Here is a 25,391-nt window from a genome sequence, read left to right as displayed (position 1 = left end):
TGCTGGGAATGCCGCACTGCGGCGAAGCTTCGTCTTGCAGATATAGGATGGTCGAGTGTGAGAAACAGCATCATTGAACTGAAAAGCGCCGATCTCACCCTTGGCAACGCCGCAGCCTCCGTTCACGTTTTGAAGAGCATCGACCTTTCGATCGCGGAGAGCGAAGCCGTGGGTATCGTCGGGCCGTCAGGCTCCGGCAAGTCGACGCTTTTGATGGTGCTGGCCGGACTGGAACGCCTAGACAGCGGAGAGATCCATGTTCGCAACACGCCGCTTCACACGCTGAGCGAGGATCGGCTCGCCGATTTCCGTGGCAAGAACATCGGCATCGTCTTCCAGTCCTTCCATCTGATCGCAAATATGACGGCTCTCGAAAACGTCGCAGTCCCCCTGGAACTCGCGAATGTAAAGGGCGCCTTCGACATCGCACGCAAGGAGCTCGAATCCGTCGGCCTCGGCGAGCGTCTCAGCCACTATCCGGGCCAGCTCTCCGGTGGCGAACAGCAGCGCGTAGCAATCGCACGTGCATTGGCTCCCTCGCCGGCAGTTCTGATCGCCGATGAGCCGACTGGAAATCTCGACACGGAGACCGGCCGGCAGATCGCTGACCTTCTGTTTTCCAAGCAGCAGGAACGCGGCATGACACTGATCCTCGTCACCCACGATCCGTCGCTTGCCGCCCGCTGCACCCGGCAGATCAAGGTGGCATCCGGCCGTATCGCCGGCGACAGCCGAACCGAGCAGACCCGTCTCGCTTCGGTGTCCGCATGACGTCCTTCGGCACCCGTCTGTCCATCGCCTTCCGCATCGCGCTTCGCGAATTGCGTGGCGGCCTGAGCGGCTTCTACATTTTCCTCGCCTGTATTGCGCTTGGAACCGGTGCGATCGCAGCGGTGAACTCCGTTTCGACGGCGATCACCAATGCGATTTCCTCGGAGGGACGGACGCTTCTGGCTGGTGACGTTCGCTTCGAACTCGACAATCGCGAAGCGACATCGGACGAACTGGCCTTCCTCGAAGGCTTCGGCACGGTCTCCGTCACCACCAACCTGCGCTCTATGGCCCGTGTCCCGGACGGATCGGATCAGTCGCTCGTCGAAATCAAGGCGGTGGACGAAGCCTATCCTCTCTACGGAAGGCTGGTGGCCGAACCGGACCAGCCGCTGTCCGAACTGCTCGCCGCCAATGAGGGTGCCTATGGCGCGGTCGTCGCCCCTCTCCTGCTTGAACGGATGAACATCAAGGTTGGCGATGACCTTCTTGTCGGCAATACCCGGTTCAGGATCAATGGCACGATCGTGACCGAGCCTGATGCCATCTCCGATGGCTTCGGCTTTGCGCCGCGCTTTCTGACAAGCCGCGAAGGCCTCTTCGCCAGCGGGCTCGTGGCGACCGGCAGCCTTGTCGAACACGCCTACAAGATCCGCTACGCTGACCCCGCACCGACGGCGCAAGCCATTCGTGACCGCGCTCAAGCCGAATACCCGACGGCTGGCTGGTCGATCCGCAGCAGTGATCGGGCAGCTCCTGCCTTGACGGAGAACGTCGAGCGCTTTTCGCAATTTTTGACCCTGGTCGGCCTGACCGCGCTCGTGGTCGGCGGTGTCGGTGTTGCCAATGCCGTTCGCGCCTTCCTCGATTCCAAGCGAACCGTGATCGCCACGTTGAAATGCGTCGGCGCACCCGCCTCGGTCGTTGTCATGGTCTATCTGATCCAGATCACCCTGGTGGCGTCCGTTGGCATTCTCGCCGGCCTCGTGCTGGGCGCAATCGCACCGCCGATCGTTGCGAACTATCTCTCCGGCATCCTGCCGATCTCCGCCGAAGCAACGCTTTATCCGCGCGCCCTTCTGCTCGCGGCCCTCTTCGGCATGCTCGTCACCTTTGCCTTTGCCATCCTGCCGCTGGGCCATGCCCGCAAGGTGCCGGCGACAGCCCTCTTCCGCGAGCAGGGCTTTGAGGCGTCAGGCCTTCCCTCCTGGCCATACCTTCTCGCGATGGCCCTGGCGCTCGGCGCACTGGCGGCCCTTGCCATCTTCACCTCGGAGCAACAGCGGATCGCGACGATCTTCCTGGCCGCCATGGCGGCTGGATTCGTGCTGCTCCGTGTGGTTGCCATGGGCATCGCCTGGCTTGCGAAACGCAGCCCGCGCATCAATTCGGCGGCGCTCAGGCTTGCGGTCGGCAATATCCACCGTCCCGGTGCCCTGACCCCTGCAGTCACGCTTTCGCTCGGCCTTGGCCTTAGCCTGCTCGTGGCGCTCGCGCTGATCGATGGCAATCTGCGGCGCGAACTGACGGGCAATCTGCCGGAACGGGCACCGAACTTCTTCTTTGTCGACATCCAGAGCGGCGAGATCGACGGCTTCCGCAATCTCGTTGAAGGAATGGCGCCGGAAGGCAAGCTGATCGAGGTGCCGATGCTGCGCGGCCGCATCGTCGAACTGAACGGCACCGATGTCGCCAAGGTCGAAGTGCCGCCGGAAGGGCGCTGGGTCCTGCGCGGTGATCGCGGTCTGACCTATGCGCGAAACGTGCCGGAAAACAGCACCGTGACCGAAGGCGAGTGGTGGGCCGACGGATATGAAGGCGAGCCTCTCGTCTCATTCGCCGAGCAGGAAGGCCGCGAACTCGGCCTGAAAATCGGTGACACGATCACCATCAATGTCCTCGGGCGCAACATCACAGCGAAGATCGCCAATTTCCGCACCGTCGAATGGGAAAGCCTGTCGATGAACTTCGTCATGGTGTTCTCGCCGAATACCTTTGCCGGCGCTCCGCATGCCTGGCTGGCGACGCTGATCGACCAGGATGCGACCGCCGCCGAGGAAGCCTCGATCCTGCGATCGGTCACCCAGCGGTTCCCGACCATCACGACCGTTAGGGTGAAGGATGCGCTGGATGTCGTCGATCGCCTCGTCGGACAGCTGGCAACGGCGATCCGTGCCGCCGCCGCCATCGCGTTGATTGCATCGGTGCTGGTTCTCTCAGGCGCACTCGCAGCCGGCAACCGGGCACGCACCCATGACGCCGTGATCCTGAAGACGCTGGGGGCGACCCGCGCCATGCTGATCCGGGCCTTCACCTATGAGTACATGCTGCTCGGCGCAGCCACCGCGATCTTCGCGCTCATCGCCGGTGGCGGCATCGCGTGGTTCGTGCTCAGCCAGATCATGAAGCTGCCGTCTAATTTCCTGCCTGACGTGGCCGCGATGACCCTTGTCATAGCGCTGGTGGTCACGATCGGCATCGGGCTGGCCGGAACCTGGCGCATCCTCGGGCAGAAGGCCGCTCCTGTTCTTCGCGAGCTTTGAGGCCAAAAGCGGCGGGCATCGCCCCGCCGCCCGCAGTATTACGGCGATTTAAGATTGTGGCCCTTGTCGTAGACAAGGGAACCTCTCATATTGAAAGCACGCATGCTGGGCTTCGCAGCGGCGCGGGAGCCAATCCGGGCTCCGCTGTCCATTTTCGAAGCTTTGAGAGAGGAAAACATGTCCGAACTTCGCAACTATCAGAGCCGTCCGGGCCAGACCCAGTCGGCCACGATGATCGACGAAGGTCTGCGCGCCTATATGCTGAAGGTCTACAACCTGATGGCACTAGGCCTCGCCATCACCGGTATCGCAGCCTTCGCTACCTTCCAGTTGGCAGTATCTAGCCCAGCCTTCGCCCAGGCCATCTATGGCTCGCCGCTCCGCTGGGTGGTCATCCTGGCACCGGTCGCCATGGTCTTCTTCCTGAGCTTCAGGATCCACAAGATGAGCGTTGCAGCCGCACAGACGACCTTCTGGGTCTATGCCGCGATGATGGGCCTGTCGCTTTCGTCGATCTTCCTGATCTACACGGGCGCAAGCATCGTCCAGACCTTCTTCGTCACCGCCGCCTCCTTCGGCGCCCTGTCGCTTTACGGCTACACCACCAAGCGTGACCTGTCGGCGATGGGCTCGTTCCTGATGATGGGTCTCTTCGGCCTGATCATCGCCTCGCTGGTCAACCTGTTCATGGCCTCCTCGGCCCTCGACTTCGCGATCTCGGTGATCGGTGTGCTGATCTTTGCCGGTCTCACCGCCTACGACACGCAGTCGATCAAGGAGTCCTACCACGAGAGCAATTCGAGCGAGATGGCTGGCCGCAACGCCATCATGGGCGCCCTGCGTCTCTACCTCGACTTCATCAACCTCTTCCTGTTCCTTCTGCGTTTCCTTGGAAACCGGAACTGACAGGTAAAGGCAGTCTCTGGAAAACCCCGCTTCGGCGGGGTTTTTCTTTGCCTGGCAATCGGCTTTGGCCGACGGCAAGCACAAAAAAACCTCCGAATTTCGCCGGAGGTTTTTTATGACCACATGTTGGAAACGGTTTACGCCGCTTCTTCCTGGGTATCGTCTTCTTCGATCGTCTTGCCGCGCTTGGGACCCTTGGCAAGGTTGACCTCGACAAGGCGGACGGCCTCTGTCTCGGACATCTTGTTCACGGCAGCGATTTCGCGTGCCATGCGATCAAGAGCAGCTTCATAGAGCTGACGCTCGGAGTAGGACTGCTCCGGCTGGTTCTCGGCGCGGTAGAGGTCGCGAACGACTTCAGCGATGGAGATCAGGTCACCGGAATTGATCTTGGCATCATATTCCTGAGCGCGACGCGACCACATGGTACGCTTCACGCGAGCCTTGCCTTGAACGACCTTCAGCGCGCGATCGACAAAATCCGTCTCGGACAGCTTGCGCATCCCGATGCTCACGGCCTTGGCAACCGGAACCTTCAGACGCATCTTGTCCTTTTCGAAATCGATGACAAAAAGCTCAAGCTTCATGCCGGCGACTTCTTGCTCTTCGATGGTGGTGATGGTACCCACGCCATGGGCAGGGTATACGATCGACTCGCCGGTCTTGAAGCCATGGCGTGCCGAGGAACTCTTCTTCTGCTGGGTCGTCATTCTATTCAAATACTCCCTGTTTTGCTCCCGGCGTGATGCCGGCGCCGGGTCGGTCAGGCCCGGATGAGACGACGAGGTTGCGAAACTTGTCGTCCTGATCCAGTCCGCGACACAATCAAACGTCACCCTCGTCGCGACTGAGACACGACACAAAAGTGTCGCCGATGTCACGTATATCGCGCGGTGGTGAATTTGCTTTCGTGATGGTTCAGGGCATAGCTATGCCGCAAAGTGGAACAGTTTCAGGAAGCTATCACAAAAAGACGAGGAAATCAATATTTTAGTGCAGTGCGCCACAATCATGGCGCACGCGACGGCGAATCTGACGCCAAGTGATGGAATTTTGGGCAGGATTCCATCTCACCCCACGGGCCGAAAGGTCTCAGTCGCCGGAGCCCGGCTTCTCGGAGAAGAACTGCTCGAACTTGCCATCAACGCCGTCCATTTCCTTGGCTTCCGGCATCGGATCCTTCTTGACCGTGATGTTCGGCCAGATCTTGGCGTATTCCGCATTGATCTTCAGCCACTTGTCCAGCCCCGGCTCCGTATCGGGCTTGATCGCCTCGGCAGGACATTCGGGCTCGCATACGCCGCAATCGATGCATTCGTCCGGGTGGATGACGAGGAAGTTTTCGCCTTCATAGAAGCAGTCGACAGGGCAGACCTCGACACAATCGGTGTATTTGCAGCGAATGCAGTTATCGGTGACGATATAGGTCATGCGGCACTCCAGGATGGCGTTCTCGAACGGCAGGAGAAAGACGAACGTGGGTGGTTCCTCAGGGAATGCGACCCTTTTTGGAACGGCCCGCGCCCTACCGGAAATTTCTGTCGGACGGCAAGTGAGCTAATGCGGAATCCCTGCCAAGGCAAGGATAAACACCCTCAATTCGGGCGCCTTTGTAGAAATTTTCTAATCAGCGGACCAATCCGGCTCGCCGCGCAGATCATCCAGCGCCCGGCGCTCTTTCTTGGTCGGCCGGCCCGCTCCTGGAGCTCGAACGCCCGGTTCGGATGGGCTGAAGGGCTTCATCTCGGGCGGCGGCGTGAGATCCTCATAGAGGAGTTTCGCCTCTTCGTAAGGGCCACGCCTCTCACCCGCCAGCCTGACAACGAGCACCAGATCGCGCTCCGGCATTGCGATATCCAGCCTGTCGCCAGGTTTGACCTGGTAGCTGACCTGGCGGACCTTCTGGCCATTGACACTGACATGGCCCGCAGCCACGCGCTCTTGCGCGAGGCTGCGTGATTTTGCCACACGGGCGAAGAACAGCCACTTGTCGATGCGCTGGCGCGAACCGCTTGGTGGCTGCTTCTCGCCCATTACTTCTTCAGCTGCTCCTTGAGAGCCGCGAGTTTGGCGAAGGGCGAATCCGGGTCGAGCGGCTTTTCCTTGCGGGGCGGCTTCGCCTCGAAACGCTGAGGCTGCGACTTGTTGTTGTCGCGCTCCGGACGCGGGCCCCGGTCCTTGCGGTCGCCACGATCCTGGCGATCACCCTTTCCGGCAAACTTGCCGCGATTGTCATCACGACGATCGCCACGATTGTCCGAACGGCGGTCGTCACGACGACCTTCGCCGCGCTTCTCGCCACCCGCCTCGCCGCCTTCGCGGGGAGCCGCGTTACGCTGACCCTGCGGACGACGATCGCCGCCGGGGCGGCCCGTCCCACGTTGGTTATCGCTACGGCCACCCGGACGCCAGAGAAGAACCGGCTTCGGCTCGGTGGCTTCGGCAGGCTGCTCCGCCGAGGCAGCATCTTCCGCCACCGCTGCAGGCTGCTCTTCGGCAACCGCCGCAGGGGCCTCGCCTTCGCTCGCCGCTTCGCCAGACTGATCGGCATCATCGACGCTGTCGTCTTCGTTCTTCTCAGAAGCTACAGTCTCTGTCGGAGCAGAGCCGGTCTGCGCCGCAAGGAAGGCGGCCGCCTCTTCGGCAGAAACGCTGTCGGCACGGTAGCCGAGCCCCTTCAGGATCTCTTCCATGTCGTCAGGCGTGGCGCCGAGGATAGAAAGCATGGCAGTCGTTGTGGTGAAGCGACGACCATCATAGGCACCATCGGGACGTGCCGGCGAACCGGGCTTCCACTGCAGCAACGGACGGATCAAGTCGGCGAGACGCTCGAGGATGTCGATGCGCACTGCCCGCTTGCCGAGGAAACGGAAGCCGGCAAGCTTGTAGAACATGCGCTCATAGCTCGGATCGGTGACGACAGAGGTACGACCGGCCGCCAGAACGGGGATCAGATCGCCATAACCCGGCTTGTCGAGGCCGTCATGCTTCAGCGCCCAGAGCAGCGTGATGAGTTCGGCCGGAGCCGGCTTCAGAAGCGCGGGCATAAAGATGTGATAGGCACCGAAGCGCACCCCATAACGGCGCATCGAGGCGCGGCCATCCTGATCGAGCGACTTGACGTCGTCGGCCACGTCGCGGCGGAAAAGTACGCCGAGGTTTTCGACGAGCTGGAAGGCCAGCCCCTTGGCCAGACCCTGCAGGTCTTCGGCGCGCGACAGATCGTCGAGGGGCTTCAGGACCGTCGAGATGTGATGATTGACGAACCGTTCGACGCGAGCAGCAACGTGATCCCGGGCAATGCCGGTCAGCTGTTCGTCGGCGAGCAGGATGACGCGGGGGTGCAGGATGTGATCCGTCCCAATCAGACGCGCGACCGGATCGCCGAGCCAGCGAACGAGACCATCCGAGCCGATGGCAAGATCATTATTGCCGGAAGCATGCAGGCGCGCGGCGCGCGCCTCGAACTCGAGCGCCAGCGCCTTGTAGGCGGCAGCCTGAACGGCCTTCGCGTCCGGGCCCTCCATGCCGGAGATCGGCGTGAACCGGAACCCCGCAAGTTGTCCCATGGCATGGCCTTCCACGAAGACATCGCCGTTCACACTGATTTCAGCTTCCAACATCGCATTCTCTCTCAAGCGCTTCATGAGCACAGATGTCCTGCGATCAACAAAGCGTTTCGTCAACCGTTCATGTAACGCATCGGACAATCGGTCTTCGATTTCCCGCGTCTTTTCTTGCCAGTGTGTCGGATCGGCAAGCCAGCCGGGCCGGTTCGACACATAGGTCCACGTTCTGATCTGCGCGATCCGCGCCGACAGCGTATCGATTTCGCCATCGGTGCGATCCGCGCGGCGCACCTGCTCTGCGAGAAAGTCCTCGTTGACGGTGCCCCGCCTGACCAGATCAAAATACAGACTCTGAATCAGATCAGCATGCTGTGCAGGCGTAATGCGCCGATAGTCGGGCAGCGCACAGGCTTCCCAGAGTTTTTCCACCCGTTCGGGCCGATCGGTGATGTCGGCGATCTCCGGATAGCGCGAAAGGTATTCCAGCGCCTGCTGATCCGTCGCCGGCAGGGCGCGCGTCAGTCCTTCGACACGCGGCACCGCGTCGAGGCTGCGCTGCAGGCCTGCAATCGATGAGAAATCGAATTTTTCAGTCCGCCATTGCAAGACTTTGACGGAATCGAATTGATGGGTTTGCAGCCTTTCGACCAGCTCTTCATCGAAGGGAGCCACCCGTCCGGTCACGCCGAACGTGCCATCCTTGATGTGCCGCCCGGCACGACCCGCAATCTGGCCAAGTTCACCGGGATTGAGATTGCGGAACTGATAGCCGTCGAACTTTCGATCCTGAGCGAAGGCCACATGGTCGACATCGAGGTTGAGACCCATGCCGATGGCATCGGTCGCCACCAGATATTCGACATCACCTTCCTGATAGAGACCGACCTGAGCATTGCGCGTGCGCGGGCTGAGCGCACCCAATACGACAGCCGCCCCGCCCCGCTGACGGCGGATCAGTTCGGCGATCGCATAGACTTCGTCCGCGGAAAACGCGACGATGGCTGCGCGCTGCGGCAGGCGTGTGATCTTTTTCTGGCCTGCATAGAAAAGCTGCGACAGGCGGGGGCGCTCGACGATGGTGATCCCGGGCAATAGCTGAATGAGGATCGACTTCATCGTCGAAGAGCCGAGAAGCAACGTTTCCTCGCGCCCCCTCAGATGCAGCAGACGGTCGGTGAAGATATGCCCGCGTTCCAGGTCGCCCGCGAGCTGGATCTCGTCGATCGCGACGAAGGCCGCCTTGGTTTCGCGTGGCATCGCCTCTACCGTACAGACGGAGAAGCGCGCTTTCGGCGGGCTGATCTTCTCCTCACCGGTCACGAGTGCCACGTTTTGCGCGCCGACACGCTCCACAACACGCGTATAGACCTCACGGGCAAGCAATCTCAGCGGCAGACCAATGATGCCCGACCCGTGCGCGACCATACGTTCAATGGCGAAATGGGTCTTGCCAGTATTGGTTGGCCCCAGCACAGCATTGACGCCGCGGCCACTCAGGATCATGGGTTGCGTATTCAAAGACCGCTCCGCTAGTCGGGACCGCGCTATTCCGCGCATCGGCACCCTCGGCCAACACATGGCGACGAAGAGGGGCAAAGGCAAGGCGCTTGAGACAATCACCCCAGAATTCGGCAGAAAGCTGAGTCCGATCAGAACCTTGGGGGACCGGAACAGGCTGCGAACGAATCAGCGACGAATCGATGACTTCGGCAGATTCAGGCTTTGTTCCCGGACGGATTCCGGCCCGGTTCGGGCCTCAGCCTGACAGCAGATCGAGTACCGGCTTCGAGAGATGAGACTCCAATGGAACAATTGCGAAGGCCGTCACGTTCCGCCGCCGAGGTGAAACCTGATGACATTGTCCCCGCCGCCTGCCGAATGGATTGGAAAGAACGACCTGCCGCAGGACTTTGTCCTGATCCACGGCATGGTCATGGCCCCGTCGTTCTGGCGCACTTATTCTCCCGATGTCGTGCGTAGGGCGCGCAGCGCCGCTTACGCGCTGCCTGGACATCACCCCTGGAAACTGTCCGAGCCTGGCCAGGCGATCACGCCCGAAGCTGTGGCGGCTGCCTATGCAGAGGCGATCCGTCGAGACTTTGGCGGTCGTCCCGTGACGCTGATCGGCCACTCGACCGGCGGCTTCGTGTCGCTCCTGATTGCCCGGCATTATCCTGAACTCGTGAAGTCGATCGTTTTGATCGGCGCCTTCGCCTGTGGCCGTTTCGAAGGCCAGGAACGATTGCCCGCCAAATTGCTGCGTGTACCGCGCGTCGGTCCCTTCCTGTTTCGCCAGTTCTTCCAGCGCTGGATCTCCACGAGCGAGCAATTTCGCTGGGGGTCGATCGAATGCGTCTTCGACAAGGGATGTCCCTGGCAAAACGAACGCGCCGTTGCCGCCATGGAGGAAGTCCGGCTGCAACTGCAGCAGGCTCGGCCCGAGGACATCGCAGCCTGCATCCGCTTCATGTCGGCAACCACCTTGGTGCACGACCTAGCCGAGATCCGCCGGCCCGTGCTCAACATCGTCGGAGCAGAGGACGCGATCGTCCCTTCGGCGCACCAGCTGCGGGTGTCGAAGCTCCTGCCGCAGGTCCAGACGGTTCTTCTGCGAAATTGCGGCCATCTGCCGATGGTGGAGCATCAGACGATGACGGCGGGGATCATCAGCGCCTTCGTCGATGGCATGGCGACGATCGAGGAAAAGAGGCAGCGCCAGATCAGTGCTCCGGCTGGAAAGGCTTCAGTCGATCTGTTCCGTCTCATGGGTCTTGGTCTTCGTCGGACGGAACAATCTGTCTCCGGTCGCGTTCAAACGGCACAACAAACTATCTTTCATCCAGGCTCAGGAGAGGGTCCAAATGAGTACTATCCTCATCGTCATTCTAATTCTGCTTCTCATCGGCGCGCTGCCGAGCTGGGGTTACAGCCGCGGCTGGGGCTACGGTCCGTCGGGGGGTCTGGGCCTTGTACTGCTCATCCTCATCATTCTGATGTTGATGGGTCGAATTTGACCTGAAGTAAAATCCAACTCTACGTGAAAAGGTATAGGACGATGAAAAAGACCCTTCTGGCACTCGCACTGATCGCCCCGCTCGCATCCTGCACAGCCACCGAACGTGGCGCCGGCATTGGCGCGGCTTCTGGCGCCGTCATCGGCGGTGTAGCAACCGGCAATGTCCGCGGCGCAGCGATCGGCGCAGGCGTGGGTGGCGTTGCTGGCGCGCTGATCGGCAACTCGCAGGAACGCTCTGGCTATTGCGTCTATCGTGACCGCAACGGCCGCACCTACGAAGCACGCTGCCGCTAACAGCTGCCTCATCCAAAGAAGCCGTCGGACGTCACCGTCCGGCGGCTTTTTCGTTGCTTGCATTAACCTCTCGACCAAAGCCGGAACGAATCGACGACGAATCGCGGACTCGACAATCTTCCCGGTTTGTTCACCGCTACATATTGTGGAATAACAGTTAGTTAACCATAGATGTCGGTGGATATTAAGAGTTTCGCCCGCCGTTGCAGCGTTCAGTCGTTAACAGGGAGCCCAAGGTTTCGGCACAATGCGCGATACTGTCCCGGATTGGTATCCAACATCGCTTCTTCCCTATCCGAGGGCAGATCCTGGTAGTCGATCGGATCAGCGAACTGGTCTAACGTGAAGTCGAAGCGGTGCCCGTCAATGAGGTTGTAGAAGTGGAGGCCCTGTTGAAGGGGGGTCTTCAAAATCTGACCGCCAAACACATCCTGAACGACAAGACTGGTGACGCCACACTGGCCCCTCGCCGGATTGTCCAACGACCAAAAGCTGGAGGTCTCGCTAGACCAAGCATTTGTGAGGCGTTCGGCAAATTGCGCGAGATCGACGACCGAATGAACCCTGGCACTTCCCAAGAGCGAATAAGGCCGGAACAAGGCCGGCCTCGAAGTCGAAACCTCTCACGTAACTTACACGAAAAACTGACCACCATTCGCGGAAATCGTCGAGCCAGTGATGAAGCCTGCATCGTCTGAGGCAAGGAAGACGACGCAACGGGCGATCTCTTCGGGCTCGCCGAGACGGCCCACGGGGATCTGTGGAATGATGCGCTCGTTCAACACCTTTTCCGGGATGGCGCGCACCATCTCAGTCCCGATATAGCCCGGGCAGATGGCGTTGACGGTGATGCCCTTTGCAGCACCTTCCTGGGCGAGCGCCTTGGTGAAGCCCAGATCGCCGGCCTTGGCCGCGGAATAGTTGGCCTGTCCCATCTGCCCCTTCTGGCCATTGATCGAGGAGATGTTGATGACGCGACCAAAGCTGCGGTCACGCATCCCGGTCCAGACCGGGTGGGTCATGTTGAAGAGGCCCGTGAGGTTGGTGTTGATCACCTCGCCCCACTGCTCGGGCGTCATCTTGTGGAACATCGCGTCGCGGGTGATGCCGGCATTGTTGACCAGCACTTCCACGGGTCCAAGGGCCGACTCGACGGCAGCGATGCCATCGACGCAGGCCTGGTAATTGGAGACGTCCCACTTGAACACCGGAATGCCGGTCTCGGCTTCGAAGGCCTTGGCCTTTTCTTCATTGCCGGCGAAATTCGCCGCGACCTTGTAGCCTGCATTCTTCAAGGCGACCGAAATCGCCGCACCGATGCCGCGTGTACCACCGGTCACCAAAGCCACTCTGCTCATACTGTCCTCCCCGTTCTTTTTCTATGGGTTCCCATCTGGATCACCGTCGCGGTTCCCGTCGCAACGGCATGACTTGGCCATCCCGACCAGGAGCCGGGATGGAAATTCGTCAGGTCAAGGGCGAGCGGCCGCCATTCGGTCAGGCCGGATCAGAGTGCCTCGAGGCACATGGCGACACCCATGCCGCCGCCGATGCACAGGGTGGCAAGGCCCTTCTTGGCGCCGCGACGCTTCATCTCGAACAGCAGCGTGTTGAGAATGCGCGCACCGGACGCGCCGACCGGATGGCCAATGGCGATTGCGCCGCCGTTGACGTTGACGATCGAGGTATCCCAGCCGAGGTCCTTGTTGACGGCGCAGGCCTGTGCCGCAAAGGCTTCATTGGCTTCGACCAGATCGAGATCAGTGATCTTCCAGCCGGCCTTTTCGAGCGCCTTGCGCGAAGCCGGGATCGGGCCGGTGCCCATGATCTTCGGATCGACACCTGCAGTTGCCCAGGAGACGATACGGGCGAGGGGCGCGATACCACGGCGCGAGGCCTCGGCCTCGGTCATCAGCAGAGTGGCTGCGGCGCCATCATTGATGCCGGAGGCGTTGCCGGCTGTGACCGTGCCTTCCTTGTCGAAGGCAGGCTTCAGCTTCTGCATGCTTTCGATCGTGGCGCCGAGGCGGATGTATTCATCCTGATCGACGGTCACATCACCCTTGCGGCTCGGCACGATGACCGGAACGATCTCGTCCTTGAAACGACCGGCGACCTGGGCGGCCTCTGCCTTGTTCTGCGACGCGAGCGCAAAGGCGTCCTGTTCGTCGCGGGTCAGCTGCCACTGACGGGCGACATTCTCTGCGGTCGTGCCCATGTGGTAACCGTAGAAGGCATCGGTGAGGCCATCCTTGATCATGGTGTCGACCATTTTCATGTCGCCCATCTTGGTGCCGTTGCGCAGATGCGCGCAATGCGGCGCCATGGACATCGATTCCTGCCCGCCGGCGATGATGATCTTCGCGTCGCCGGTTGCGATCTGCTGCATGCCGATGGCAACCGCGCGCAGGCCGGAACCGCAAAGCTGGTTGAGACCCCAGGCCGTCGCCTCCTGCGGAATGCCGGCCTTCATCGCTGCCTGGCGAGCCGGGTTCTGGCCCTGTCCTGCGGTGAGGATCTGCCCGAGAATGACTTCGTCGACTTCCGCGGCATCGACGCCGGCGCGCTCCAGCACGGCCTTGATGGCGATGGCGCCGAGATCATGCGCTGCGACGGATGACAACGCCCCGTTGAAAGATCCGACCGGGGTTCTGGCAGCGCTCGCGATAACGATGGACGGGGTGCTCATGGAGGTCTCCTCGGGTTTTGTGATTGAGGAGAAACTGACAAAGACTGCCGCCGGTGTCAAACAAGATAAGCCCGGCATTCTCGTTCTTTGGTTGCGCTTTCCTGTCTTTCGTCAAATGCCAATCCTGCATCGCACAAAGAGATTGTCACCGGACTGAATTTGCGCTTACACTTGACTTCGGGAAGAGCAAAAACAATCGAAAAACGACGGGTTAGGAGACAGAAATGGCCAAAGCCGATGGCGAAATCGTTATCAAGAAGTACGCCAATCGACGCCTCTACAACACCGGGACCAGCACCTACGTCACCCTTGAGGACTTGGCCAAGATGGTCAAGAAGGGCGAGGATTTCGTGGTGCAGGATGCCAAGTCCGGTGACGACATCACGCATTCCGTCCTGACCCAGATCATCTTCGAGCAGGAATCCAAGACCGGCAACACCCTGCTGCCGATCTCCTTCCTGCGCCAGCTCATCAGCTACTATGGCGATCAGATGCAAATGGTCGTCCCGAGCTTCCTCGAGCATTCGATGAAGGCCTTCACCGAACAGCAGACCCAGATGCGCGAGCAGATGACCAAGGCCTTCGGCGACCATCCGCTGTCCAAGAACCTGCAGATGCCGATCCAGCTGATGGAAGAGCAGGTCAAGCGCAACACCGAGATGTTCCAGCAGGCCATGCAGATGTTCTCGCCCTTCCTCGGCGGCCAGCAGCCGGCCAAGGAAACCAAGAAGGCGGAAGCCAAGGATATCGACGAGTTGAAGGAGCAGTTGCGCTCCCTGCAGAACAAGCTCGACAACCTGTGATTCAGGACAAGGCCCCGGATGGGGCCTTATTCATATCCGGATCAGAGCCCGATCGAAACGTCCCGTCCGGCAGCCCGGTTGGAGATCGTGAAGCCCGCGACGACGTCGATGAAGGCGATGACCATCAGGCTGAAGAACAGCTGCGTTGCCGCGTCGCGCACGAGAAGGAACTCGACGAGAAAGCCGATGAAGACCACCATGGAGAACATGTGGTTCATCAGCGATCCGCGCGTAGTCAGCGTCGCTTTCAAGACCTCGAAGAACAGCGCGATCAGCGCCGACAGGATAACGAGATCGCCGAGCGTCATTGTCCAGACGGCACCCGACAGCATCGGCACGGTCATGATCACACTCGAGAAGGCGGCAATCCCACTTCCCAGCATCACCGCGTTGTAGAAGATGAAGGGAATGATCATCAGCGGCACGGCAATCAGCATGCGGAATCCTTCCTTACACGGCGATCCCGTCCGGCTCCGCGGCGGGCGCGGCGCGATTTAACTATGCCTAATGACAAATGAAAAGGCCGGCGCAAGCGCCGGCCCTTCGAAACAGTCAGTCAAAACGCTGAAATTATGCGCTTTCCTTCGGCGTCAGAACCTGACGGCCGCGATACATACCGGTCTTCAGATCGATATGGTGCGGACGGCGCAGTTCGCCGGAGTTCTTGTCTTCGACATAGGTCGATGCCTTCAGCGCGTCAGCAGAGCGGCGCATACCGCGCTTGGACGGGCTTGTTTTTCTTTTCGGTACAGCCATTTTCGTTACTCCACGTGACGGACAAGACGGGTTTATGCGGCCTCGATGAGGCCGGACAGAACCTGTCTCGATCTCGGAATTTGGCGGGCTTATACATGCCCGAAGGGGGTTTGACCAGACCCCAGGTCACTTTTTTCGAATCTAAGCGAGGCCCGTTCAGGCCTCGTCTTCGGGCACGATCCAGGTCTCGGCCAGCGCCGCCTCTTCCCAGGCACGCCAGGCTGGATGCGCCCGCATGGTATCCATGTAGGCGATTGTCTCGGCATCACTGACCAGATCGTAGGCTGCAAAGCGGTTGACGACCGGCGCAAACATGGCATCGGCTGCGGAAAAGGCCCCGAACAGGAAGGGTCCGCCCGAATGTTTCAGCATATCGCGCCAGATCGTCTCGATGCGGGCGACATCGGCCGTTACCCCCTCGGGCAGCGGGATCGCCTTCACGGGCCGCCGCAGGTTCATCGGGCAGGCGCCACGCAAGGCTCGGAACCCGGATAGCATTTCCATCGAGATGGAGCGGGCATACGTCCGGCTCTCGCGATCAGCAGGCCAGAGCCCGGCATCAGGATAGAGCTCCGCGACATATTCGATGATCGCGAGCGATTCCCATACACGGATGGAGCCGTGATAGAGCACCGGGACCTTGCCGGTCGGCGAAAGCGCGCGGAATTGAGGATGCGTCGCACCCGGCCCGAACGGGATCAGTTCTTCGCGAAACGGGATGCCGGCGGCGGTCATCGCGATCCACGGTCGAAACGACCAGGAAGAGTAGTTCTTGTTGGCGATGTAGAGGATCAAGTCGTCCATAGCGCGCTCCGTGTTATCGAGAGCCGATCCTAGTCGCGCGACATCGGTTCCGACCAACGAAAGCTGCTGATCTCAGCCATAAAGACAGGTGATGTAATCACCCGAGGCGCGCGCACGGCGTTCGACGACCCCGGCCAGACGCTTCAGACCCGGCCCCGGCTTGCTCGCGACTCGATCGATCGGATTGGGCAGCGATACGGCGAGAAGGGCTGCCTGCTGGCGGCTCAGCTTCGCGGCCGATGTCTTGAAATGGTGCTGCGCGGCCGCTTCGATGCCGTAGATACCCGGACCCCATTCGGCAATGTTGAGGTAGATCTCCATCGTCCGCTGCTTGGGCCAGACGGCATCCAGCGCCAGCGCCAGCGGCAGTTCGAGACCCTTGCGAATGAACGAACGCCCGTTCCAGAGGAAAAGGTTCTTCGCGGTCTGCATCGGGATCGTGCTGGCGCCACGCGTTGCCTCGCCCGCCATTGCGTCGTCGATCACGGACTGAAGTTGGGCCCAGTCCACGCCGCCGTGGTTACAATACTGGCCGTCCTCCGACATCATCACCGCCCGAACGACATTCGGCGAGATATCCTCGAAGTCCACCCAGCGACGATCATAGCCTTGCAAGGTGGCGAGATCCGCCAGCATTAGCGTCGAGACAGGCCGGACGAAGTCCAGCCGGTAGAGCAGAATGAGGAGGTAGGGCGCGGCGAGGAAGAGGAAGAGCGCGATAAACACGGCCCGGACGATCCGGGGCCGGCGCCGCCGCTTCTCCTCGGGCACAAACTTCGCGTCTTGCTCCAATGCCTCGACTTCCAGTGTCAATGAAGTGGGGTCCGTGATCGATGATGGACCCTCATAGCCGCCCTCTTGGCAAATGACCAGTCTGGGTGCGCGCATCCGCCTCTTTCTCCGGCTCAATTTCCCGTTGCCTGACCAGGGGTAGCGTGCCAAATAGCCGTGATGACCAAGAGCGCCGATGCCTTTGAAAAAAGCCTGAATACCCACGCCACACTCGTCGAGGCGAGGCTCGACATCCTGCTGGACGCAACGCCGCGTCCGGCGGAAGTCGTCCGCCCCCGGCGCCTGATCGAGGCCATGCATTACGGCGCCCTTAATGGCGGCAAGCGCCTTCGGCCCTATCTGGTGATGCAGGCGGCCCGCCTCTTCGGCGGAAGCGAAGAGGCAGCCCTTCAGGTCGGCTGCGCGCTTGAATGCCTGCACAGCTATTCGCTCGTTCATGACGACCTGCCCGCCATGGACGACGACGACCTGCGCCGCGGCAAGCCGACGGTTCACAAGCAGTATGACGAAGCAACCGCGATCCTCGCCGGCGACGGCCTCTTGACCTATGCCTTCGACATCATCGCCTCACCGGACACACCCCTGCCCGACGCAGCGAAGGTCGCCCTCGTGCTCGAACTGTCCCGCGCAGCCGGGATTGGCGGCATGGCCGGCGGTCAGATGCTCGACCTCGTTGCCGAAACCGATCAACCCGACGAAGCAGGCATCGTGATGCTGCAGGCCATGAAGACGGGTGCGCTTCTGCGCTTCGCCTGCGAGGCAGGCGCGATCATTGCAGGCCGCGCGACAGAAGATCGTGACCGCCTGCGCCGCTTCGGCGAGATCATCGGCCGCGCCTTTCAGCTGGCCGACGATCTGCTCGACATCACCTCGGATGCCGCCACCCTCGGCAAGGCGACCGGCAAGGACGCGGCCAAGGGCAAGGCGACGCTAGTTGGCCTCAAGGGCACCGACTGGGCGCGCGCCGAGCTCGACCGGCTGGTCGCCGAAGCAAACGCCCTTCTTGAGCCCTACGGCGAACAGGCCGAACCGCTGAAGGAAGCCGCCCATTTCATCGCCTACAGGAAGAAATAGCATGAGCCGTTTCTGGTCGCCCGCCATCCATGCGCTGGAACCCTATGTCGCCGGCGAACAGCCGAAGATCCCGGGCCTTGTGAAGCTCAACACCAATGAGAGCCCCTACGGACCCTCGCAGAAGGTGCTGGATGCGATCGCGGCCACGTCCGGGGAGCGTCTGCGCCTCTATCCCGATCCGGCGTCCACGGGCCTGCGCGAGGCCATCGCGAAGCGCTTCGATCTGGCAATGGACGAGGTCTTCGTCGGCAACGGCTCGGACGAAGTGCTGGCTTTCACCTTCGCGGGCCTCTTGAAGCACGACGCGCCGCTTCTCCATCCCGACATCACCTACAGCTTCTACAAGACCTATGCCCGGCTCTTCGAGGTCAAGGTCGAGGAGATCCCGCTGGACGATGGCCTGCGCGTGCGCATCGGCGACTACGACCGCCCCTGCGGCGCGATCATTCTTGCCAATCCGAACGCCCCGACCGGCATCGCTCTCCCGCTCACGGAGATCGAAAAGCTGGTGGCCTCGCACCCGGATCAAGTCGTGGTGATCGACGAGGCCTATGTCGATTTCGGCGCAGAGACGGCAGCTTCGCTCATCCCGCGCTACGAGAATCTGCTCGTGGTCCAGACCTTCTCGAAATCCCGCTCGCTAGCGGGCCTGCGCGTCGGCTTTGCGCTCGGCCAGCGGCCGCTGATCGAGGCACTGGAGCGGATGAAGGACAGCTTCAACTCCTATCCCGTCGACATGCTCGCCCAGGCCGCCGCAACCGCGGCGATCGAGGATGAAGCCTGGTTTGACGAGGCCCGCGGCAATATCATCGCCAACCGCGAGATGGTGACAAAAGCGCTCGAAGCTCGTGGCTTCGAGGTTCTGCCGTCGTCGACCAACTTCGTCTTCGCCCGTCATCCGGCGCATCAGGGTGCGGATCTTCAGAGGGGACTGCGCGAGCGCGCCGTCCTCGTCCGGCACTTCAACAAACCACGCATTTCCGATTTCCTCCGCGTGACCATCGGCACGACAGAGGAATGCCATCAATTTCTCGAGGCGATTGATCAAATCATCTGACGTGTCGTCCGCGCCGGAAAGCGCTACGCTCCTGCAACTTTAGTGAGAGCCGGAGCGTGCCCGTGACTGAAATCCTGCAACACTGGCCCCAGGTCGTGGCCGCCTACCTCGTCTATCTCGTGGCGGTCTTGAGCCCCGGCCCGGCCACCATGGCCATCGCCTCCGCCTCGCTTGGCCAGGGGCGTCGCCATGGCCTGACGATTGCGTCCGGTATCTTCTGCGGATCGATGACCTGGGCCATTGCGGCCTCCCTGGGTTTGGCCGCGATCCTGTCGCAATATGCGCAGGCGCTGATCCTGATGCGCATCCTCGGCGGGCTCTATCTGCTTTATCTCGCCTGGCGCGCCTTCCGCTCCGCCGCGAGCAGCATCGACCCGCTCTCGCTGACGAAGGCCGCTTCGAGCCTGAAACGCACTTTCCTGATGGGCTACGCGATCCACCTGACGAACCCGAAGGCGATCTTTGCCTGGCTGGCCATCATCTCGCTCGGCCTGCCGGCCGGTGCAACACCAACGGCCGTCGCGATCATCGTCTGCGGCTGCCTCGCGACCGGCTTCATCGTCTTCATGGGTTACGCGTTGCTGTTCTCGACCCCCGGGGCACTGCGCATCTACAGCGCGACGCGCCGTTACATCGACGGAACGCTGGCGGTCCTGTTTGCCACTGCAGGCGTCAAGATGCTGACCTTCCGCTAAAACAAAAAAGGCGCCGCACGAGTGGCGGCGCCTTGCATGTGGTCGATCGCCGATCAGCCCTGTGTGAGCGGCGAGATCTGGATTTCGACGCGGCGGTTCTGCGCACGGCCGTCCGGAGTGGCGTTCGAGGCAACCGGCTGGTTCGGGCCGAAGCCGACGGCAGAGACGCGCCGCGGATCGACACCCTGTCCATTCAGATAACCTGCAACCGACATGGCGCGACGCTCGGACAGACCCTGGTTGTAAGCCTGGCTGCCGGTCGAATCGGTGTGACCGTTGATGTCGATCAGGGTCCGGTCGAACTTGCGCAGCACGATCGCAACCGAGTTCAGCGTCGGGTAGAACTGCGGCATGACCGCATCCTGATCGGTGTTGAAGGTGATGTTCGACGGCATGTTGAGGATGATGCGATCGCCGACGCGGGTGACCGAAATGCCGGTGCCCTGCAGCTGCGCACGCAGTTCCGATTCCTGCTGGTCCATGTAGTTGCCGATCGCGCCGCCTGCGAGCGCGCCGACACCGGCACCGATGAGGGCGGCATTCCGACGTCCGACCGGCGAACCGCCGACGGCCAGGCCTCCAAGCGCACCGACGGCTGCACCGATTGCGGCGCCACCCGCCGTATTCGAAACCTTCTGCTCGCCCGTGTAGGGGTCGGTCGTGGTGCAGGCGCTGAGATAGGTCGCGCAAAGCGCGATGATGGCGATCTTCTTGATCATGCTCGGTGTCCCTCCAGGATTCGGCTGATAATCCGTCAACCGTGAAATTGCGGCAACAAAAAGTTGGCCAGCACGCTCACTCGGCCGCCGATTTCTGGCCATAGCGCTTCTCGATATAGTCGGCCACCAGCGCCTCGAAATCGGCTGCGATGTTCGGACCGCGCAAGGTCATCGCCTTCTGGCCGTCGATGAACACGGGAGCCGCCGGGTTTTCACCCGTGCCCGGGAGCGAGATGCCGATATCGGCATGCTTGCTTTCGCCGGGACCGTTGACGATGCAGCCCATGACAGCAACGTTCAGGCCCTCTACACCCGGATACTTGTCGCGCCAGACCGGCATGTTCTTGCGCAGGTCATCCTGGATCTTCTGGGCGAGTTCCTGGAAGACGGTCGAGGTCGTGCGACCACAGCCGGGACATGCCGCGACAACAGGCACGAACTGGCGGAAGCCCATGACCTGCAGCAGTTCCTGGGCAACCTGGACCTCGCGTGTGCGATCGCCGTTCGGTTCGGGGGTGAGCGAAACGCGGATCGTGTCCCCAATACCATGCTGCAACACGTAGCCCATGGCTGCCGACGAGGCGACGATACCCTTCGAGCCCATGCCGGCCTCGGTGAGCCCGAGATGCAGCGCGTGGTCCGAGCGATCCGCCAGCATCGAATAGACGGCGATCAGGTCCTGCACCTGGCTGACCTTGGCCGAGAGAATGATGCGGTTGCGCGGCAAGCCGATCTCTTCGGCAAGCTCTGCGGACAGCAATGCCGACTGGACGATCGCCTCACGCGTGACCTGGCGCGCCGAAAGCGGTGAACCATTGGCCGCGTTCTCGTCCATCAGCCGGGTCAGGAGCTCCTGGTCGAGCGAGCCCCAATTGACCCCGATGCGGACAGGCTTGTCGTAGCGGATCGCCATTTCGACGATCTCGGCGAACTGCTTGTCCTTCTTATCCTTGAAGCCGACATTGCCGGGATTGATACGGTACTTCGCCAGCGCCTCGGCACAGGCAGGGTGATCGGCGAGCAGCTTGTGGCCGATATAGTGGAAATCGCCGATCAGCGGCACGTCCATGCCAAGCCGGAGCAGGCGCTCGCGGATCTTCGGAACGGCAGCGGCACTCTCGTCACGGTCGACGGTGATGCGGACGACCTCGGAGCCAGCCTTGTAGAGGGCGGCAACCTGCGCAACGGTCGCATCGATGTCTGCGGTATCGGTATTGGTCATCGACTGAACGACGACGGGAGCTCCACCGCCGATGATGACGCCACCGACTTCAACCGCGACCGAGGAACGGCGCGGCTTGGGGTCAAAGGCATCGGCGGGCTGGATCAGGGGTGCGGTCATGGCTGTTTCTCTGCAAGCCTCAATCGCCATGGAGGTGGATCAAAGCCGTTCGCTTGTCAACCGCAACACGCCGATGCGCGATCACATGCGCGTCTGCAGCCGCGCGAGAGCGGCCACATAGGCGGTCCGGGTCAATGGCCGCTCGCCCGGTCGGCATGGCGAGCAAGCCGGGAAAGCGCGAGCACAACGATCAGCAGAGCTGGGATCGCCGTGTAGACACTCGACAACGACGTGTGCTCGGCCACAAACCCGATCAGAGACGGAGCAAAGAGTATGCCGGAATAGCCCATGGTGGTGACGACGGAGAGGCCGACGCCGGGTGCAAGCCCCGGAATGTTGCCGCCCGCCGAAAAGGCGATCGGCACCATGTTCGAGATGCCGATCCCGGTGATGGCAAAACCGATCAGCGCAAAGGTGACGCTGGAAGACTGGCCCGCCATGACGAGCCCGATGATCGCCGCCACGCCGCAAAAGCGCAGCGTGTTGACGGCTCCGAAACGGTCACGGATGAAATCGCCGGCGAAACGGCAGACCGCCATGGTCAACGAGAAGGCGGCAAAGGCGAAGCCAGACATTTCCGTCGAGGCATTGAGTTCGTTGCGCAGGTAGAGCGCACTCCAGTCAAGAACGGTACCCTCCGGGATCATGCAGAACAGCGCGATCGTGCCGATCAGCCAGGGCAGCGGTGTCATCGGCAACTTGGCCCTCGCCTGCTCGTCACTCGGATGCGGCGCGTCCGAGAGGATCATGGGACGAGCGACGAGGAACAGCACGAGGCAGACGGCGGCCAGCAGCAGGACATGACCAACGACGCCGATGGAAGCAATCAGAAAACCGCCGGTCGCGGCACCGCAGAGCCCCCCAAGGCTCCAGAAGGCGTGGCAGGAGGACATGATCGACCGGCGCATCTTGCGCTCGACCTCGACGGCATTGGCATTCATCGCCACATCCATCGCTCCGGTCAGGCCGCCGAATAGGAAAATGGCGACGGCTCCGGTCCAGAGATTGTCGACCAGCGTTACCAGGACGATTGTGGGGATGAACAGGATTGTCGTGATCTCGACCACGCGACGCGAGCCGTAGCGTGCAATCTGCATGCCGGCGATCGGCATCAGCACCAGCGACCCCACGCCGAAGACGAAGATCATCACGCCCAGCATCAATTCCGTAAGACCCAGCGACTGCGAGAAGAAAGGGATCTTGGGCGCCCAGGCGCCGATAACGAGGCCATTGAGGAAGAAGAGCAGCGCAACCGCAACCCGCTCCCTGGTGACGATCGGTGTCGGTGCGGCGGTGGAAGTGATGGTCTGGGCTATCTCATTCATGTCCTGCTCCCATAGTCGGGGGCACTCTAATTAAATCGATTTAAACGACAACACTCGCCGCGCGCTGCACCTGTAAATTTTTGTTTCGAACGACAACAATGTCGGAGATCCGGACGGGGATTGACAGAACCCGGCCAACGCCTGAAACAGATAGCCATTGCGGACCTCCACCTGTGCCGCCCGACCCGAAAGACGCTTCCGTGAAAACCGCAGTTGGTGCTGGTATTCTCCTGTCCAGCCTCGCTTATCTCTGCTTTGCCATGCATGACGCCATGATCAAGCTGCTGGTGGAGACAACCACCGTCTGGCAGATCCTGTTTTGCCGCAGCATTGCGATCCTGCTTGGCTGTTACATCCTCGGTGGCCGCTCGCTCGGCCGGGAAACGGTGACGTCGCCGGCGCTTCGCCCGATGATGCTGCGCAGCCTTTTCCTGCTCGCCGCCTGGCTCTGTTACTTCAACGCGGCCAAGCATCTGCCCCTCGCGGACCTGACGACACTCTATTTCGCCGCACCGATCGCAGCGATCCTGCTCGCCATCCCCATTCTGGGTGAACGCGTTCCCATGAGCAGCTGGATTGCTGTCATCACCGGCTTCGTCGGCGTGGTCATCGCCAGCAATCCGACAGGCCTCGCCACGGGCTGGCCCGTCTACCTCGCCATCGTCGCCGCCATCTGCTGGGCGATCGCCACGACACTGCTCAGAACCACCAGCCAGAGCGCCAGCAGCATGGTTCAGATGACGATGACGAATGTCTTCTTCCTGGCGCTGACGACACCCATGGCCATCGTCTCCTGGACGATGCCAAGCGGTCCGACGCAGATAATGCTGCTGGCCGTCGGCTTCATCGGCGGCCTTGGCCAGCTGAGCTTTTTCGAGGCGCTGCGCCGCGCGCCGATCTCGGTGATTGCGCCCCTGGAGTATACGGCACTCGTCTGGGCCTTCGCGCTCGGCTACGCGATCTGGGGAGACATTCCGGGACCCAATGTCTGGGCCGGCGCCATCCTGATCGCCGGCGCAGGCCTTATCATTCTCTTTGCCCAGCGGCGCAAAATGCCCGCTCAGGACCTCGAGAGATAGCGCTCGGCAAGTTCCACCCAGAGGGTCGTGCCGACCGGCAGGATATCGTCGTTGAAGTCATAGCGCGGGTGATGCAGCGGCGGATCGTTGGGGGTCCGCTGCGTTCCGAGGAAGAAATAGCTGCCCGGGCGCTTGGCGAGCATATAGGCGAAATCCTCGCTTCCCATCATTGGACGCGGCAGGTCATAGACCTTGTCCTGTCCAGCAAAGCTTATCGCAAGATCGCGGACGAAGTCCGTTTCCGCCTTGTGGTTGATGGTTGGATCGTATCCCCGCTCGTAGTCGATGGACACGCCCATGCCGTAGCTCGCCGCCTGGCCTTCGGCCACCGCGCGAATGCGCTGCTCAAGCTGATCGCGGACCTTGGGATCGAAGGAGCGGATCGACAGCACCATCTCCGCCCGCTCCGGAATGACATTGCTTGCAGCCCCCGCATGAAAACCGCCGACGGTAATGACGGTCGGATCGAGCGGGTGGATGTTGCGCGAAACGATCGTCTGAAGCGCCATCACGATGGAGGCGCCACAGACGATCGGGTCAGCCGTGGATTGCGGCTCTGCCCCATGACCGCCGCGACCGTTGACGGTGATCTTGCACTCGTCGACGGCAGCCATGATCGGCCCTTCCCTAAGCGCGATATGGCCGAAAGGGATCTCCGGATCGTTATGCAGCGCGAAAACCGCATCGCAGGGGAAGCGATCGAAAAGGCCGTCCTCGATCATGATCCGCGCGCCGCCGAAATTCTCTTCCGCCGGCTGGAAGATCAGGTGAATGACGCCGTCGAAATTCCGTCGCTCGGCGAGGATCTTCGCCGCGCCGAGAAGCATCGCAGTATGGCCGTCATGGCCACAGGCATGCATGACACCCGGTATCTCGCTCGCATAGGGAAGACCGGTCTCTTCGAGGATCGGCAAGGCGTCGAAGTCGGCGCGGATGCCGATGCTTCGCTCGCTCGTCCCGTTCCTGAGGGTGGCGACGATACCGGTCTTGGCAAGCCCGCGCGTCACCTCATAGCCGAGCGCGGTCAGCTGCTCGGCGACATAATCCGATGTCTTGAATTCCGACAGGCCGATCTCCGGAAACCGATGCAGATGATGTCGCGTCGCGAGCACTTCAGCCATCACATTGGGCGCATGGATCGTCATGGAAATTGCCTT

The 25,391-nt window shown here is 61.4% G+C and carries 25 protein-coding genes and 1 pseudogene; 11 read left to right on the top strand and 15 right to left on the bottom strand.

From position 1 onward, the window contains the following. The first annotated feature begins 57 nt into the window (after positions 1 to 57). The 3 genes from QWE_RS02125 (at position 58) to QWE_RS02115 (ending at position 4,220) form a co-directional block, all read left to right on the top strand. Complete coding sequence (locus tag QWE_RS02125; protein WP_006724419.1) at positions 58 to 771, top strand: ABC transporter ATP-binding protein; 714 nt, start codon at positions 58 to 60, stop codon at positions 769 to 771. Beyond that, positions 768 to 3,314, top strand: coding sequence for an ABC transporter permease (locus QWE_RS02120; protein WP_006724418.1), 2,547 nt, complete (start codon positions 768 to 770; stop codon positions 3,312 to 3,314). The genes QWE_RS02125 and QWE_RS02120 overlap by 4 nt, the downstream gene beginning before the upstream one ends. Before the next feature lie 177 nt (positions 3,315 to 3,491). Next, positions 3,492 to 4,220 carry a Bax inhibitor-1/YccA family protein gene (locus QWE_RS02115; protein WP_006724417.1) on the top strand — a complete coding sequence of 243 codons (729 nt, stop codon included), beginning with the start codon at positions 3,492 to 3,494 and terminating at the stop codon, positions 4,218 to 4,220. 137 nt (positions 4,221 to 4,357) lie between these two features. On the opposite strand, the gene QWE_RS02110 is transcribed toward QWE_RS02115, so the two are convergent. The 4 genes from QWE_RS02110 to QWE_RS02095 form a co-directional block, all read right to left on the bottom strand. Continuing rightward, positions 4,358 to 4,930: a CarD family transcriptional regulator gene (locus QWE_RS02110; RefSeq protein ID WP_006724416.1), complete on the bottom strand. Its 573-nt coding sequence runs from the start codon at positions 4,928 to 4,930 to the stop codon at positions 4,358 to 4,360. Between the two features lie 382 nt (positions 4,931 to 5,312). Then, positions 5,313 to 5,651, bottom strand: a complete 339-nt coding sequence (gene fdxA, locus QWE_RS02105; RefSeq protein WP_006724415.1) for a ferredoxin FdxA — start codon at positions 5,649 to 5,651, stop codon at positions 5,313 to 5,315. Between the two features lie 192 nt (positions 5,652 to 5,843). Further along, entirely contained in the window at positions 5,844 to 6,254 is a 411-nt protein-coding gene (locus tag QWE_RS02100) for an RNA-binding S4 domain-containing protein (RefSeq protein ID WP_006724414.1), read from the bottom strand. Further along, a complete protein-coding gene (locus QWE_RS02095; RefSeq protein WP_006724413.1) occupies positions 6,254 to 9,292 on the bottom strand; it encodes a helicase-related protein in 3,039 nt (1,012 codons plus the stop codon). The genes QWE_RS02100 and QWE_RS02095 overlap by 1 nt, the downstream gene beginning before the upstream one ends. Positions 9,293 to 9,641: 349 nt before the next feature. On the opposite strand from QWE_RS02095, the pseudogene QWE_RS25665 reads away from it, so the two are divergent. From QWE_RS25665 to QWE_RS02085, 3 genes and pseudogenes are all read left to right on the top strand, one after another. After that, a pseudogene (locus QWE_RS25665) lies at positions 9,642 to 10,421 on the top strand (alpha/beta fold hydrolase); the annotation flags it as partial. Positions 10,422 to 10,650: 229 nt separating this feature from the next. Further along, on the top strand, positions 10,651 to 10,803 hold the full coding sequence (locus QWE_RS25660) for a DUF3309 family protein (protein WP_082511155.1): 153 nt from the start codon (positions 10,651 to 10,653) through the stop codon (positions 10,801 to 10,803). Between the two features lie 41 nt (positions 10,804 to 10,844). Then, positions 10,845 to 11,099: a glycine zipper domain-containing protein gene (locus tag QWE_RS02085; RefSeq protein WP_006724409.1), complete on the top strand. Its 255-nt coding sequence runs from the start codon at positions 10,845 to 10,847 to the stop codon at positions 11,097 to 11,099. A 212-nt stretch (positions 11,100 to 11,311) separates the two neighbouring features. On the opposite strand, the gene QWE_RS02080 is transcribed toward QWE_RS02085, so the two are convergent. From QWE_RS02080 to QWE_RS02070, 3 genes are all read right to left on the bottom strand, one after another. Continuing rightward, entirely contained in the window at positions 11,312 to 11,698 is a 387-nt protein-coding gene (locus QWE_RS02080) for a YunG family protein (protein WP_006724408.1), read from the bottom strand. A gap of 33 nt (positions 11,699 to 11,731) precedes the next feature. Continuing rightward, the gene (gene phbB / locus QWE_RS02075; protein WP_006724406.1) at positions 11,732 to 12,457 is read right to left on the bottom strand and encodes a beta-ketoacyl-ACP reductase; all 726 of its coding nucleotides are present in this window, start codon (positions 12,455 to 12,457) and stop codon (positions 11,732 to 11,734) included. A gap of 149 nt (positions 12,458 to 12,606) precedes the next feature. Further along, positions 12,607 to 13,788 carry an acetyl-CoA C-acetyltransferase gene (locus QWE_RS02070; RefSeq protein ID WP_006724405.1) on the bottom strand — a complete coding sequence of 394 codons (1,182 nt, stop codon included), beginning with the start codon at positions 13,786 to 13,788 and terminating at the stop codon, positions 12,607 to 12,609. A gap of 224 nt (positions 13,789 to 14,012) precedes the next feature. Between QWE_RS02070 and phaR the strand changes: the two genes are divergently transcribed. Further along, complete coding sequence (phaR, locus tag QWE_RS02065) at positions 14,013 to 14,591, top strand: polyhydroxyalkanoate synthesis repressor PhaR (RefSeq protein ID WP_006724404.1); 579 nt, start codon at positions 14,013 to 14,015, stop codon at positions 14,589 to 14,591. 41 nt (positions 14,592 to 14,632) lie between these two features. Here the strand turns inward: phaR and QWE_RS02060 are convergent, their stop codons facing one another. From QWE_RS02060 to mtgA, 4 genes are all read right to left on the bottom strand, one after another. Then, on the bottom strand, positions 14,633 to 15,028 hold the full coding sequence (locus QWE_RS02060; protein ID WP_006724403.1) for a hypothetical protein: 396 nt from the start codon (positions 15,026 to 15,028) through the stop codon (positions 14,633 to 14,635). 133 nt (positions 15,029 to 15,161) lie between these two features. After that, positions 15,162 to 15,347: a 50S ribosomal protein L32 gene (gene rpmF / locus QWE_RS02055; RefSeq protein WP_006724402.1), complete on the bottom strand. Its 186-nt coding sequence runs from the start codon at positions 15,345 to 15,347 to the stop codon at positions 15,162 to 15,164. 156 nt (positions 15,348 to 15,503) lie between these two features. Further along, positions 15,504 to 16,151: a glutathione S-transferase family protein gene (locus tag QWE_RS02050; RefSeq protein ID WP_006724401.1), complete on the bottom strand. Its 648-nt coding sequence runs from the start codon at positions 16,149 to 16,151 to the stop codon at positions 15,504 to 15,506. Positions 16,152 to 16,223: 72 nt separating this feature from the next. After that, a complete protein-coding gene (mtgA, locus tag QWE_RS02045) occupies positions 16,224 to 17,039 on the bottom strand; it encodes a monofunctional biosynthetic peptidoglycan transglycosylase (RefSeq protein WP_006724400.1) in 816 nt (271 codons plus the stop codon). A gap of 63 nt (positions 17,040 to 17,102) precedes the next feature. Here mtgA and QWE_RS02040 point away from each other — a divergent pair, with 63 nt between their 5' ends. The 3 genes from QWE_RS02040 (at position 17,103) to QWE_RS02030 (ending at position 19,769) form a co-directional block, all read left to right on the top strand. Then, positions 17,103 to 18,017 carry a polyprenyl synthetase family protein gene (locus QWE_RS02040; protein ID WP_006724399.1) on the top strand — a complete coding sequence of 305 codons (915 nt, stop codon included), beginning with the start codon at positions 17,103 to 17,105 and terminating at the stop codon, positions 18,015 to 18,017. Between the two features lies 1 nt (position 18,018). Then, the gene (gene hisC, locus QWE_RS02035) at positions 18,019 to 19,074 is read left to right on the top strand and encodes a histidinol-phosphate transaminase (protein WP_006724398.1); all 1,056 of its coding nucleotides are present in this window, start codon (positions 18,019 to 18,021) and stop codon (positions 19,072 to 19,074) included. 62 nt (positions 19,075 to 19,136) lie between these two features. Next, positions 19,137 to 19,769 carry a LysE family translocator gene (locus QWE_RS02030; RefSeq protein WP_006724397.1) on the top strand — a complete coding sequence of 211 codons (633 nt, stop codon included), beginning with the start codon at positions 19,137 to 19,139 and terminating at the stop codon, positions 19,767 to 19,769. Between the two features lie 53 nt (positions 19,770 to 19,822). On the opposite strand, the gene QWE_RS02025 is transcribed toward QWE_RS02030, so the two are convergent. The 3 genes from QWE_RS02025 to QWE_RS02015 all read right to left on the bottom strand — a co-directional run bounded on the left by QWE_RS02025 (position 19,823) and on the right by QWE_RS02015 (position 23,155). Further along, positions 19,823 to 20,488, bottom strand: a complete 666-nt coding sequence (locus QWE_RS02025; RefSeq protein ID WP_006724396.1) for a YiaD family glycine zipper/OmpA-like lipoprotein — start codon at positions 20,486 to 20,488, stop codon at positions 19,823 to 19,825. Positions 20,489 to 20,564: 76 nt separating this feature from the next. Further along, positions 20,565 to 21,830, bottom strand: coding sequence for a flavodoxin-dependent (E)-4-hydroxy-3-methylbut-2-enyl-diphosphate synthase (ispG, locus tag QWE_RS02020; protein WP_006724395.1), 1,266 nt, complete (start codon positions 21,828 to 21,830; stop codon positions 20,565 to 20,567). A gap of 131 nt (positions 21,831 to 21,961) precedes the next feature. After that, positions 21,962 to 23,155 carry an MFS transporter gene (locus QWE_RS02015; protein ID WP_006724394.1) on the bottom strand — a complete coding sequence of 398 codons (1,194 nt, stop codon included), beginning with the start codon at positions 23,153 to 23,155 and terminating at the stop codon, positions 21,962 to 21,964. 200 nt (positions 23,156 to 23,355) lie between these two features. On the opposite strand from QWE_RS02015, the gene QWE_RS02010 reads away from it, so the two are divergent. Next, positions 23,356 to 24,234, top strand: coding sequence for a DMT family transporter (locus QWE_RS02010; protein WP_006724393.1), 879 nt, complete (start codon positions 23,356 to 23,358; stop codon positions 24,232 to 24,234). On the opposite strand, the gene QWE_RS02005 is transcribed toward QWE_RS02010, so the two are convergent. Continuing rightward, on the bottom strand, positions 24,216 to 25,379 hold the full coding sequence (locus QWE_RS02005; protein ID WP_006724392.1) for a M20 aminoacylase family protein: 1,164 nt from the start codon (positions 25,377 to 25,379) through the stop codon (positions 24,216 to 24,218). The genes QWE_RS02010 and QWE_RS02005 overlap by 19 nt on opposite strands. Between the last annotated feature and the right edge of the window lie 12 nt (positions 25,380 to 25,391).

The sequence above is a fragment of the Agrobacterium albertimagni AOL15 genome (assembly GCF_000300855.1).
Classification (GTDB): Bacteria; Pseudomonadota; Alphaproteobacteria; order Rhizobiales; family Rhizobiaceae; genus Allorhizobium; species Allorhizobium albertimagni.
The sequence above is the reverse complement of the archived record's forward strand: the minus strand, read 5'-3'. Positions and strand labels throughout refer to the sequence as shown.